Origin of the sequence: Specibacter sp. NPDC078692, assembly GCF_040686835.1 — a bacterium.
Taxonomy (GTDB): domain Bacteria; phylum Actinomycetota; class Actinomycetes; order Actinomycetales; family Micrococcaceae; genus Specibacter.
The window spans coordinates 145,593-156,818 of the sequence record NZ_JBFBLV010000003.1; the positions used below are offsets into that span (position 1 = coordinate 145,593).

An 11,226-nucleotide genomic window follows, 5' to 3' on the forward strand; every position below is an offset into this window, starting at 1 on the left:
GATCATTAGTATTTGAATCATTAGCAAAGGAAACAAAGATGTCTCAGTATGTCATTGCCATTGACCAAGGAACCACTAGCAGCCGCGCAATCGTTTTTGATCACGACGGCAACATTGTCTCCACCGGCCAGCTGGAGCACGAGCAGATTTTCCCCAAGGCCGGGTGGGTTGAGCACAACGCAACTGAAATCTGGAACAACACCCGCGAGGTCATCGGCACCGCCCTCGCCCAGGCCAATCTGACCCGGCACGACATTGTCGGCGTCGGCATCACGAACCAGCGTGAAACCGCAGTTGTTTGGGACAAAAACACCGGTGTTCCGGTCTACAACGCGATCGTGTGGCAGGATACCCGCACGCAGAGCATTGTCGATGAGTTGGCGGCAGACGGTGGCGTGGAGCGTTTCAAGGCGAAGGTAGGCCTCCCGTTGGCCACCTACTTCTCCGGCACCAAGATCAAGTGGATCCTGGACAATGTTGACGGTGCCCGTGAAAAGGCGGAAGCCGGTGATCTCCTCTTCGGCAACACCGATTCCTGGGTCACCTGGAATCTGACCGGCGGCACCGACGGCGGCGTGCACATCACCGACGTCACCAACGCCTCGCGCACCCTGTTCATGGACCTGGAAACATTGCAGTGGGACGAAGAAATCCTGGCTGTCTTCGGCGTGCCGCTGTCTATGATGCCCGCCATCAAGTCTTCCTCGGAGGTTTACGGACACGTGCACGGCAGCCAGCTGCTGCGCGAAGTACCCGTTGCCGGCATCTTGGGTGACCAGCAGGCTGCAACGTTCGGCCAGGCCGCTTTCAACCAAGGTGAAGCCAAGAACACCTACGGCACCGGCTGCTTCTTGATTTTCAACACGGGCGAAGAAATTGTTCACTCCAAGAACGGGCTGCTGACCACCCTCGGCTACAAGCTCGGCGACGCCGCACCGCACTACGCGTTGGAAGGCTCCATTGCCGTCACCGGTTCACTGATCCAGTGGCTGCGCGACAACATCGGCATGATCAAGTCTGCTCCCGAGGTCGAGGAGCTGGCGGCAGCGGTCGAGAACAACGGTGGAGTGTACATCGTCCCCGCATTCTCTGGCTTGTTTGCACCGTACTGGCGTGCAGATGCCCGCGGCGCCATCGTTGGCCTGACCCGTTTTGTGAACAAGAATCACATTGCCCGGGCCGCCCTGGAAGCCACCGCTTTCCAGACCCGCGAGGTACTCGACGCCGTCAACGCCGACTCCGGTGTCGACCTGACTGAGCTCAAGGTCGACGGCGGCATGGTCGCCAATGACGCGCTCATGCAGTTCCAGGCGGACATCCTCGGTGTCCCCGTGATCCGTCCCAAGGTCACCGAAACCACAGCTCTGGGTGCAGCGTATGCAGCTGGTCTGGCTGTTGGTTTCTGGAAGGACTTGGGCGAGCTGTCCTCGAACTGGTCCGAGGACAAGCGTTGGGAGCCGCAGATGGAGCCCGCTGAGCGCGATCGCCAGATGCGGCTCTGGAAGAAGGCCGTCACCAAGTCCATGGACTGGGTTGATGAAGATGTCCTCTAGAGGACTCTGAAGTACCCCGGCGGGAGCCCACCACAGGAGCAATCGGTGGGCTCCCGCCGTCGTACTTTAAGTGCGCTAAAATGAGGGAGTGCATACATTTCTCCTTCTTATTTAGCCGCGCTTTCTAGTGCGGTGCGCCCCTTGCCATGTCGAGGGGCTTTTGTGTGTAAGCAGTCAGCCAGCCAGCCAGCCGGCCAGAAGGAACAAGAAGCCAATGATGAACGAAAAGGCAGGGTACGTGAGCGTGCAGTCCCAGACTGAAGAGAACAGCGAAGAGGGCGTCTACAGTTTCGCCTCGATGGAAGCCAAGTGGCCGGCCATCTGGGACGAACTTAAGGTCTTCACACCCCTTGACGACGGCTCGAAAGAACGCCGCTACGTCTTGGATATGTTCCCGTACCCCTCGGGCGATCTGCACATGGGCCACGCCGAGGCGTTTGCCATGGGAGACGTGGTCTCGCGTTACTGGCGCCAGCTGGGCTATGACGTGCTCCACCCGATCGGCTGGGACTCCTTCGGGCTGCCCGCGGAGAACGCCGCCATCAAGCGCAACGCCCACCCCAGTGAGTGGACCTACGCCAACATTGACACGCAGGCGGAGTCGTTCAAACGCTACGCCATCTCCGTGGACTGGTCACGCCGTCTGCAGACCTCAGACCCCGAGTACTACCGGTGGACGCAGTGGCTGTTCAAGCGCTTCCACGAGAAGGGTCTGGCATACCGCAAGAACTCACCCGTGAACTGGTGCCCCACGGACCAGACAGTGCTGGCGAACGAACAGGTTGTCAACGGCGCCTGTGAACGCTGCGGCACCATCGTCACCAAAAAGTCCCTGAACCAGTGGTACTTCAAGATCACCGACTACGCCGACCGCCTCCTCGATGACATGGATGCGTTGAAGGGCCACTGGCCGGACCGCGTCCTGGCCATGCAGAAGAACTGGATCGGCCGCTCCGAGGGCGCCCACGTCACGTTCGTGATTGAGGCCGCTGGCGAGGAAAAGGTCCAGCAGGAGTTGACGGTCTTCACCACCCGCCCGGACACCTTGTACGGGGCAACGTTCTTCGTGGTGGCCGCCGACGCGCCGTTGGCGCTGGATTTGGTCACGGCTGAGCACGCCGAGGCGCTGAGCGACTACCGCGAGCAGGTTAAGGCGCTCAGCGACATTGAACGCCAGGCCACCGACCGCCCCAAGTCCGGCGTGTTCACGGGCCGCTACGCCATCAACCCGTTGACAGGTGAGAAGCTGCCCGTCTGGGCCGCCGACTACGTGCTGGCCGATTACGGCACCGGCGCCATCATGGCCGTGCCTGCCCACGATCAGCGTGACCTCGATTTCGCCAAGGCTTTCGACCTGCCCGTCCGCGCTGTGCTGGATACCGGCATGGAAGATCCGGCCGAGACGTGGATCGCCTCCACCGGCGAAGGCACGCTCATCAACTCCGGCGAGCTCAACGGCCTGTCCAAGGCTGAGGGTATCCCGGCCGCCATTGCGGTTCTGGAGAAGTTGGGCACGGGCGAGAAGTTCGTCAACTTCCGCCTGCGCGACTGGCTGCTGTCCCGCCAGCGTTTCTGGGGCACTCCCATCCCCATCATTCACTGTGCCGATTGCGGCGAAGTGGCGGTTCCGGACGATCAGCTGCCTGTCCGCCTGCCGGAGAATCTGCGCGGCGAAGCTTTGGCTCCGAAGGGCACCAGCCCGCTGGCTGCCGCCGCGGACTGGGTCAATGTTGAGTGCCCCTCCTGCGGCAAGCCGGCCAAGCGCGACACCGACACCATGGACACGTTCGTGGACTCCTCCTGGTACTTCCTGCGCTTCACCTCGCCGGACTACACCGACGGCCCGTTCGATCCGGCCAAGGTCAATGACTGGATGCCCGTGGGCCAGTACGTGGGTGGCGTTGAGCACGCGATTTTGCACCTGCTCTACGCGCGCTTCTTCACGAAGGTCATCCACGATCTGGGACTGCTGGAAGCCACCGAGCCCTTCAGCGCACTGCTGAACCAGGGTCAGGTACTCAACGGCGGTAAGGCCATGAGCAAGTCACTGGGCAACGGTGTTGACCTAGGCCAGCAGCTGGATAAATACGGGGTCGACGCCGTTCGTCTCACCATGGTCTTTGCCGGCCCTCCCGAGGACGACGTCGACTGGGCGGATGTTTCGCCGTCGGGCTCGGCAAAGTTCCTGGCCCGCGCCTGGCGCCTGGCCCGTGATGTAACCAGCGAACCGGGCACCCCGGCCGCCAGCGGGGACGCAGCACTGCGTTCCCTGACGCACCGCACGGTCCATGACGCGAAGGCGTTGCTGGAAGGTCACAAGTTCAACGTTGTGGTCGCCAAGCTCATGGAGCTGGTCAACGCCACCCGTAAGGTCATCGACTCCGGTGCCGGCGCAGCCGACCCGGCCGTGCGTGAGGCTGCTGAGGCAGTGGCCATCATCTTGAGCCTGTTTGCCCCTTACACGGCAGAAGACATGTGGGACACCTTGGGTCACCCGGCCTCTGTTGCCAACGCCGGTTTCCCTGCCGTTGATCAGGCGCTCCTGGTGCAGCAGACTATCACCGCGATCGTTCAGATCAAGGGTAAGGTCAAGGACCGTCTGGAGGTGTCCCCGGACATTACCGAGGACGAACTCCGTGAGCTGGCTTTGGCCTCGGAAACGATCCAGAAGGCACTTGGCGGCCTTGATATCCGCACAATGATCGTGCGTGCGCCTAAGCTGGTCAATATCGTCCCAGCCTAGGTTCCAGCCTAGTCAGCGAAGAGACAGCGCGTAAAAGCAGCACCACGCAAAGTGCCCTCGCCCTCACTGGGCTAGGGCACTTTGTTTTTTGATGGATATGCGGACCTTGTTACACGGGACTGGTTGGACGGGGCTTTTTGGACTGGGCTTTTTGGACGAGACTGCTTGGGAAGGGGGTGGTGGCAATGAATGAGACATCGGCGGCACGCACATGGCTGCGGCAGCAGGTGGGCCGGATACGCCCCAAACCCATAAGCCCTATTGATCCCTTAGACGCAGGGCTTTTAGCTGAGCCCGCGGGCCCGCCGGCGCCGATCATCGCCATCGTGACCGATTCTGCCGCGGCTCTACCGCCGGAATGGGTGGCCGAACTTGCTGGCACCGGAGTGCTCACAGTGGTGCCCATCCCGCTCATCATCGGCGAAAACGTGTATTCAGATGATGATGCGGAACTGGAAGTCCACATTTCTTTGGCGCTGGCAGCCGGCAAACCCGTCAAAACATCGCGTCCGTCTCCGGGCCAGTTTGAACGTGCCTACAAGGCTGCGGCTAATGCCGGATTCGAACAGATCGTGTCCCTCCACCTGTCAAAGAAACTCTCGGGAACAGTGGATGCTGCCCAACTGGCGGCAGAGCGTTCGCCGATCCCCGTTCATGTGTTGGATTCAGCAACCGTTGGCATGGGGCAGGGCGGGGGAGTGCAGGCGGCTGTGTCGTCAGCGCTGCGGGGTGAAGATGCCGCAGCCGTGATTGCTGCCGCGCAGAGCGCTTTGTCCACTACCGAGATCTACTTCTATGTGCCAAGCCTTGAGCAATTGCGCCGTGGCGGCCGCATCAGCCTTGCTTCGTCATGGTTTGGGACAGTGCTGGATATCAAGCCCATCCTCGGGGTTAAGGACGGCGCTATTGTTCCCTTGGAAAAGGTGCGTACGGCTGCCAAAGCCATAGCCCGTCTTGAAGCGCTGGCCGCAGCCGAAATTGCGGCACGTGGCGCGGCCGAGACCCGGATCAGTCTGCATCATTTTGGCAATGAGTCTCAGGCGCGCACGCTCGGTGATTCCTTGGCGGCTGGCTCACCAGGGCTGGCTGGTGCCACATTGACACGTTTGCCGGCTGTTCTGGCTGCTCACGCGGGTCTGGGTGTCCTGGTTGTGGTGGTGTCGGGGGCACACGTTCCTCCACAGCAGGAGCTGGCTCCTTAGCTCCTCACAAAAGCGCCCAACGGTCATGTTCGTAGCCGCCGGGAGGCCTACGGTAGGTCCATGGAAGAGCGCAGCCCACAAGTCCAGCGGATGCGGCAGGCGAGCAATCGTGCCGGCCGTGGCTCTGACGCTGCTGGTGGTGCCGGCCCTGGCGATGGTCGCGGTGGTGGTTTCGGTGCTGGTTTCGGTGATTTCGACACAGGCAACTCTGAGGCTGGCAGCGGCGCGGCTCGTCGTCGAGGCTTAAGTCGCTGGAAGGGGCCCCGATGGGTTGTTCCCGTGCGCTCCTTAGTAGTGGTCTTAGCAATGGTGGCTGCTGCGCTGGGTGTCTTGTGGATTGAATCGGCGGGAGTGCAGAATGCTTCGGCGCAGCTGGTCACTGAAACCGCAGGAAAAGTAGCCGTCCCACCCTTGGATGCATCTCTGGCTGAATCTGCGGGGGCGGCTGGAGCCGTCGGTGCCGCTGATGCCACAGGCGCTATTGGTCCCGCGACGGGTGTCCCAGGAAGTTCTCAGGGCGCCGCGGCTGTTGGCGGAACAGATAACTCCGAAGGATCCACAGAGCAGACGCTATTGGTGGTGCATATTGCAGGGGCTGTGAATCATCCCGGAGTGTTCTCGCTGGCACCGGGTAGCCGGGTCTTTGAAGCGGTTGAGGCCGCCGGGGGAGCACTTCCCTCAGCCGAACTAGCAGCCTTGAATTTGGCGGCTCCACTGCTTGATGGCGTGCAGGTGTTCATACCCACCCAAGAGCAGGCGGCTGCCTTGCCGCTCAATCCGGGGGCACCGCAGGTGCCGGGCCAATCACAGGGAGCGGTGGGTAGCGCTCCTTCCGGGGCGCAGGGAAAGCTCAATCTCAACTCAGCTTCTGCGGCTGAGTTGGAAACCCTGCCAGGTGTTGGCCCCGTTCTCGCCGAGCGGATCATCACGTGGCGTACTGACCACGGAAAGTTTGCCACTGTCGACGCTCTCGATGCGGTTGCTGGGATTGGTGCCAAGCTGTTGGCCGGCCTGCGTGATTTGGTCACCGTCTGATGAGGGTCCGTGAACCGCGCTGGGCCCGGTTTACTCGTGCCGCCGTCGGGGACCCAGAGCCGGTGCGGGCCAAACCGTTACGGATTCGTTTGTTGTTGCACCTGCAGGATCTGCGGCGTCGCGTTGCCGATGCGCATGCTGGACAGGCCGAGAGTGAGCTGCATAGGAGGGCCGATGCCCGGCTGCTTCCTGCCGTTGTGGGGACCTGGGCGGCAGCTGCTGCCGCCATGATGATGCCCTGGGAGCTGACTGCTGGTTGCGCGCTGGTGCTCGTTACGGTCCTGCTGGCAGCCTTTGCGGCTACCCAATGGCGTCGGCTGTCGCGTATGCCAACTAGTAGGTCCAGCCGGGCCAGTAATGCGGGGCGGGTGAGCAGACCGAGTAGGGCGAGGTGGGCTCCGCGGAGTGGTGGTGCATTGGCCCTACTACGAGCAGCGGCACCCACGGTGATTCTGGCCGCTGTCTGTATTCTGGGCGTCTTGGCGTCGGCGGCGCTACGCTCCTGGGGCGCGGCGGCTTCTCCAATAGATCAGGCTGTGGAACGAGGTGAGGTGTTGGTGCTCACCATAGAAGTGGAGACCGCACCTAGACGCTTGAGCGCGGGTAACGGACCGCCACGGGTGGCCTTCGACGCCGTAGTGGTCCAGGCTCAGGCCAAGGGCAAGACCATGGCGGGCAGGCTGCCCATTCGAGTTGTTGCAGGGACGGAATGGGCCGGTCTCCAACCTGGGGACAGTGCTGTGACTGCCGGTTCCATTACGCCAGCAGGAGGACACGAGTCTGTCGCCGGGTTCCTTCGCCCGTCCACCATTCCACAGTCGCCAACGTCCGCGTCAGGTGGGTCGCAAGCGGCCGTCACCGCTATCCGCAGCTCCTGGGTTGCGGCGGTGCAGACAGTATGGGCAGAGAATTCCGATGATACTGCAGGACTTTTGCCGGGGATGGTCATGGGGGACCGCGCTGGTATGGACAGTAGCCTCGATGACTCCATGCAAGTGGTTGGCCTCACACATCTGACAGCGGTCAGCGGAGCCAATTGCACCCTCATATTGGCTTCCCTCATGCTGGGCCTGCGGACGCTCCGGTCACCGCGGAGTCTGGCCTTTGCCGCCTCGGGTCTAGGCCTGCTGGGATTTGTTCTGGTGGTGGGCCCGGATCCCAGCGTGCTGCGGGCTGCCGTCATGGGGGCCATCGGAGCCATGGCTATTCTGGGCGGACGGCCCAAAAGGGTGGGAACACTGCTGGCGGTCTCCATCGTGGTGCTGCTGCTGGCCGATCCTTGGCTTGCCGCCGACTACGCTTTCATCCTTTCCGTGCTGGCCACTTTGGGGCTGCATCTTCTGGGTCAGCGGTGCGTGCGGTGGTTGGCTGTCATGCTGCCACTGTGGTTGGCGCAGGCCGTCGCCATTCCTTTAGCGGCTCAACTGTTCTGTGCACCCGTCATTGTGCTGCTGCAGGCCCGGTTAACGCCGTACACCATTCCTGCGAATATGCTGGCGGCCCCGGTGGTGGCACTCGTAACTACGGTAGGCACACTGGGCATGGTGGTGGCCACTGTGCTTCCTCCGCTGGCCGCGCTCTGTGCAGCCATTAGCGGGCTCGGAGCGTGGTGGGTGGCTGTCGTGGCGCGCACGCTGTCGGCCTGGCCCGCGGCCAGCCTGCCTTGGCCTTCGGGCGTCCAAGGAGTTGTGCTTATGTCACTGCTGAATACTGCGGTACTAGCCGTGCTGTTTGCTGTGGTGGAGAAAGAGCGGGCTCGGGCTATTGCTGCGCGGATGCGAGCCCTGCTGCCAGCGCGGTGGCGCGGCCACGGGTTTGTTGCTGCAGTGGTCTTCGCCACTGGAGCAGCAGCCTGGTGGAGCGCGGCGGTACTTCAACTATGAGACCGGGCCAGCCATGACTGGGCATGCCGCGACTGGGCATGCCGCGACGGGGCCAGCCGCGACACGCCGGTGGGCCGAACGCCGTCGTGCTGGTTGGGAATCAGCGGCCGTCAGTGGCACAGTAGATGCTGTGAATATTGAGTGGACAGGAAGCGGCCAGTGAGCCCGGCTCCGAGAACTACCCAGCGGCCTACCGGCGGTGCCGACTGGCGTGACGTTCCGCTGGCACCGGTGGTGCTCCTGTTCGGCCCCGAAGACTTCATTGCCAGCCGGGCCACCGACGATCTCCGCAGGAAGCTGCGGGCACAGGATCCGGCCATCGAATTGACCTCGCTCGATGCTGCCGCCTACACAGCGGGCAAATTGAGCATGGTCACCAGCCCGTCGCTGTTCAGTGAGCCCAAGCTCATTGAGGTGTCCGGTCTGGCCAGCATGAGTGACGATTTCTTGCAGGACGCCTTGGCCTACATCAAGGACCCCGCCCCTGATGTCACACTACTGTTGACCCACAGCGGCGGCACCCGCGGGAAGAAACTGCTGGATGCTTTGAAAGCTCTCGGAGTTCCTCGCATCGAGTGCCAGCCGCTGAAAAAGGATGCCGAGAAGTCACAGTTTGTCAGTGCTGAGTTCACCTTGAATAAGCGCAGGATCGATGCGCAGGCCGTCCGGGCCTTGGTGGCAGCCGTGGGCGCAAGCCTCTCGGAATTGGCGGCAGCATGTTCCCAGCTGATAGCCGACACCACTGGCATGGTCAGCAGCGACGACGTCGATAAATACTACGGCGGCCGGGTCGAAGCCACAGCTTTCCGGGTGGCTGACGCTGCTCTCGCCGGCAACGCCCCCGTGGCCTTGTCCACGCTCAGGCACGCCCTCGCCACAGGAGTGGATCCGGTCCCGCTCGTAGCAGCGTTGGCCATGAAGGTACGGCAGGTAGCCAAGGTGTTTTCGCTCCGTGGCAGTTCCGCCCAGCTCGCCCGCGAACTCGGCATGAGCCCGTGGCAGGTCGATGCAGCACGCCGTGACGCCGGGCATTGGAGCGGACCAGCATTGGTGACTGCCATCAAGGTGCTGGCCGAGGCCGACGCCCAGGTCAAGGGAGCGGCGAAAGATCCGGTCTATGCCGTGGAGCGAGCCGTGACCGTGATTGCCACTGCGGCCCGGCGCTAGAGCAGGAATCGACGGGCGGCCGCTATGTGGTTAAGGGCTGGTACGGGCTGGATTTGAAAACGCGGATGATGCGATGAAAATCGCGAATTTGTCGCGTCTTCTGCAGTCTCGAACAGGTTCAGCGCATCATCTGCTGTTTCGAAGCAGAAGCCACTGACGCACCCGGGATGTACCCACATTTTGGCCGCTAACCACTAACCCCCGCACTCGAGTCGCCAGATGTGGCCCCTTTAGTCGCATTTTCGGGGCCAGATATGGCGACTCGAAGATGGCGATCGAAAGAAGCCACTGACGCACCCGGGATGTACCCACATTTTGGCCGCTAACCCCCGGAATCGTGTGAGGGCTGGCCGCTAACCCCGGAATCGCGTGAGGGCTGGCCGCTAACCCAATAAACGCTGTAACCATGAATAAACGCTGACTTAAACAATGAAGGACCCTCACCAGAACGGTGAGGGTCCAACATTTGAGTTGCGAAGCGGATCAGCTTCTCTTAGAGGGCGTTAACCTTCAAAGCGAGTGCTGACTTACGGTTGGCAGCGTTGTTGGCGTGCAAGACGCCCTTGCTGACAGCCTTATCCAGCTTGCGGCCGGCATTCACCAGTGCGGCTGCTGCTGCATCCTTGTCGCCTGCAACCAGTGCCACGTTGACTGCACGGACAGCGGTCTTGACGCCTGAACGAACGGCGAGGTTGCGCTGGCGCGACTTCTCGTTGGTCAGGATGCGCTTCTTCTGGGACTTGATATTAGCCACGATGTATAACTCTCTTTTGATACGTAAATTCGGTCGTAGAGGGCGTAGCTTGGCCGTCGACAGCGGCGTGGGGATGCTCGAATTATGGTGAACGTCTGGCCAAGCTGTTGCATCCGCCGACCTGCACGGATACACACAAGCAACAAGTTTATCAGATTTTGTCCCCGCAACTAGTGCGGCTTACTTCCAGCCGTGTCGTTGGCGCAGGCCGGTAGCTACCGCGTTGAAGCGTTTCTTCTCCAAGATGGATCCTTCGCGTCGCAGGTCGCGGGCAGAGACCTGCAAAACTCGGTCCAGCTTCACTTCACTGTCGCGTCCCTGCTTGTCCCAGGAACCAGAACCAATGTCTATGTAGTCGTTGTCGCCGCGATGATCATCACTGTGATCCTTACTCGTCATCATCAGCGCCAGCAGATACTTCCCAGACTTGCCTACGATCAGGACGGGCCGGTCCTTGCCTTGGCCATGGTCTTCTTCATAAGGCACCCACGTCCACACGATTTCCCCGGGGTCCGCCACGCCGTCGGGCTTGGGTGAATAGCTGACGGTAGCCGTGCCGCGGAAGTCTCCCGGGTAAGGTGCGCTGAGTCCGCTGGTGGGGGAGCCCGACGTCGGCCGGGCGGCGGGGCGGCCCGCTGGTCTTGCGCTGGAGGAACCTGACGCCTTGGTGCCGGGCCGGGTTTTGGTGGAGGAGTTCCTTGGCTGGGAGGTTTTCCCGGGGCTGAGGAATGCGCCTGCCAGAGACCGGAGGAACTTGAAAATTTGCTCGGAAGTCGATGCCATGGTTTCTAGGGTAACGAATAGCTAGGTACCGATGGGGCTCTTGTGGGTGGCGGGTTCTCTCGTGGCGGGGTAAACGTGGGAGACTTGATGGCAATGAGTGTCCGCC

9 protein-coding genes are annotated in these 11,226 nt (G+C 61.8%); 7 read left to right on the top strand and 2 right to left on the bottom strand.

Annotated features, from left to right (window positions below; translation table 11 throughout):
* The first annotated feature begins 38 nt into the window (after window positions 1–38).
* From glpK to holA, 7 genes are all read left to right on the top strand, one after another.
* Window positions 39–1,553 (top strand): glycerol kinase GlpK, encoded by a 1,515-nt coding sequence (glpK, locus tag AB0O97_RS03400; protein ID WP_363839790.1) that lies wholly within the window; start codon window positions 39–41, stop codon window positions 1,551–1,553.
* Window positions 1,554–1,770: 217 nt separating this feature from the next.
* On the top strand, window positions 1,771–4,296 hold the full coding sequence (gene leuS / locus AB0O97_RS03405; RefSeq protein WP_363880150.1) for a leucine--tRNA ligase: 2,526 nt from the start codon (window positions 1,771–1,773) through the stop codon (window positions 4,294–4,296).
* A 185-nt stretch (window positions 4,297–4,481) separates the two neighbouring features.
* Window positions 4,482–5,498 carry a DegV family protein gene (locus AB0O97_RS03410; protein ID WP_363879895.1) on the top strand — a complete coding sequence of 339 codons (1,017 nt, stop codon included), beginning with the start codon at window positions 4,482–4,484 and terminating at the stop codon, window positions 5,496–5,498.
* Window positions 5,499–5,616: 118 nt separating this feature from the next.
* Window positions 5,617–5,745 carry a hypothetical protein gene (locus AB0O97_RS03415; RefSeq protein ID WP_363879898.1) on the top strand — a complete coding sequence of 43 codons (129 nt, stop codon included), beginning with the start codon at window positions 5,617–5,619 and terminating at the stop codon, window positions 5,743–5,745.
* A gap of 32 nt (window positions 5,746–5,777) precedes the next feature.
* Window positions 5,778–6,533, top strand: coding sequence for a ComEA family DNA-binding protein (locus AB0O97_RS03420; RefSeq protein ID WP_363839778.1), 756 nt, complete (start codon window positions 5,778–5,780; stop codon window positions 6,531–6,533).
* Window positions 6,533–8,416, top strand: a complete 1,884-nt coding sequence (locus tag AB0O97_RS03425) for a ComEC/Rec2 family competence protein (protein ID WP_363839775.1) — start codon at window positions 6,533–6,535, stop codon at window positions 8,414–8,416. Before AB0O97_RS03420 ends, AB0O97_RS03425 begins: the two co-directional genes overlap by 1 nt.
* Window positions 8,417–8,575: 159 nt before the next feature.
* Window positions 8,576–9,583, top strand: a complete 1,008-nt coding sequence (gene holA, locus AB0O97_RS03430; RefSeq protein WP_363879901.1) for a DNA polymerase III subunit delta — start codon at window positions 8,576–8,578, stop codon at window positions 9,581–9,583.
* 493 nt (window positions 9,584–10,076) lie between these two features.
* Here the strand turns inward: holA and rpsT are convergent, their stop codons facing one another.
* The gene (gene rpsT / locus AB0O97_RS03435) at window positions 10,077–10,337 is read right to left on the bottom strand and encodes a 30S ribosomal protein S20 (RefSeq protein WP_363839769.1); all 261 of its coding nucleotides are present in this window, start codon (window positions 10,335–10,337) and stop codon (window positions 10,077–10,079) included.
* A 180-nt stretch (window positions 10,338–10,517) separates the two neighbouring features.
* Window positions 10,518–11,120, bottom strand: a complete 603-nt coding sequence (locus AB0O97_RS03440; protein ID WP_363839766.1) for a type II toxin-antitoxin system PemK/MazF family toxin — start codon at window positions 11,118–11,120, stop codon at window positions 10,518–10,520.
* Window positions 11,121–11,226 lie beyond the last annotated feature (106 nt).

Excerpts from the sequence above, each read along its gene's own strand:
- glpK (WP_363839790.1), top strand. The coding sequence starts at position 39 with ATGTCTCAGTATGTCATTGCCATTGACCAAGGAACCACTAGCAGCCGC.
- leuS (WP_363880150.1), top strand. The coding sequence starts at position 1,771 with ATGAACGAAAAGGCAGGGTACGTGAGCGTGCAGTCCCAGACTGAAGAG.
- AB0O97_RS03410 (WP_363879895.1), top strand. The coding sequence starts at position 4,482 with ATGAATGAGACATCGGCGGCACGCACATGGCTGCGGCAGCAGGTGGGC.
- AB0O97_RS03425 (WP_363839775.1), top strand. The coding sequence starts at position 6,533 with ATGAGGGTCCGTGAACCGCGCTGGGCCCGGTTTACTCGTGCCGCCGTC.
- AB0O97_RS03440 (WP_363839766.1), bottom strand. The coding sequence starts at position 11,120 with ATGGCATCGACTTCCGAGCAAATTTTCAAGTTCCTCCGGTCTCTGGCA.